We start from the raw sequence: 1,141 nt of genomic DNA, 5'->3' as shown, positions 1-1,141 counted from the left end.
GTTCCTGATTCCTCATGATAAAAAAGGAATACCCGTATTCCCGCGAATGGCTGAATCAGGAACCCTGCTGACAGGAAACCCGGGAGCCCCGGAACATTCCGAGGGTCTATAACCCGCTGGACAGATCTGTTAGTACCGATCCCCGGGCCGATCCGGCACACCAGAGGAGATACATCGCTTGCACGCACTGGATGAGTTTCTCGAGCCCCTGCATCAGGGCGTATGGGAAGTCGTAATTCCCAAAGAGTCGGTAACGGAACCACTCAGCGCGGCATGGAAGAAATCACCCCTGAACCTGCCCACGCCGGGAGTCCTCGCCAGCTACCGGAAAGGAAACTATCACCTGCACGAAACGCGGACCGAATACAAAGTGCATCTCGACCGGTACGATCCCGAAACCCACCCGGTCCGTCACCTCGTTGACGATGCCCCGCTTCTCCTGATGATCGCAGCAACGGTCGGGACCCTGATTCACTTCGTGCGGGCCGGCCCCCCGGAGAGCACCGAAGCGGTTCTCAAAGAGCAAAAACAGTCCTGGCAATGGCAGGTCATCATCGGCCTTCCCATGATCCTTGCAGGCATCCTGATCCTCTCGGACGGGCTTGACCTCTTTTTCGGATTGGTAAGTGTTGCCATCCCGGTACTTCTCATCGGGGTGGGAATTGCCATCGTGGGGAAGGAATATCTCGAAAACCCGGATACGAGCCGGTTCCCGTCCGGAATTTTCCCCGGTCTCATCATCCTTGCAATTGGCATCATTTCCTGGTTCTTTGACCTCCGGTTCTGGATCCTGATCGTGTTCCTCATCATCGTCGTCTGGAATTTCGGGAGTGCCGCATTCCTCCTGGCTGGCGCCCTGAAGAAGGAGAACGCAGACCGGGAAGACCTGGCAACCCGGCTCATCCTTGGCGTTCTCTCGCTCGTCCTCGCAGTCCTCATCGTCTGGGTTCCCGGATCCGGGGAACTCTTCCTTGGCCTGGCCATCGGAACGCTCGCGGTTCTTGGGGGGATAACGCTTATCGTGAACGGGCTGCGGCTCCGGGCGAGGATGGCGGGCAGGGCAATACTTGACCCCGGCATTCCGGAACCCTGACCTCAATGCTGCCATTTTCCGTCGTTATACCGTTGAGGAAATACCGGG

At 57.8% G+C, this 1,141-nt stretch carries 1 protein-coding gene; it reads left to right on the top strand.

Features of this window, described 5'->3' with window-relative positions; translation table 11 throughout:
* The first annotated feature begins 178 nt into the window (after positions 1-178).
* The gene (locus tag CW742_RS14315; RefSeq protein ID WP_292421540.1) at positions 179-1,093 is read left to right on the top strand and encodes a hypothetical protein; all 915 of its coding nucleotides are present in this window, start codon (positions 179-181) and stop codon (positions 1,091-1,093) included.
* Positions 1,094-1,141: the final 48 nt, after the last annotated feature.

The sequence above is a fragment of the Methanoregula sp. genome (genome assembly GCF_002835825.1).
GTDB lineage: Archaea > Halobacteriota > Methanomicrobia > Methanomicrobiales > Methanospirillaceae > Methanoregula.
Note: the sequence above shows the minus strand (reverse complement) of the source record. Positions and strands in the feature narration are given on the sequence as shown.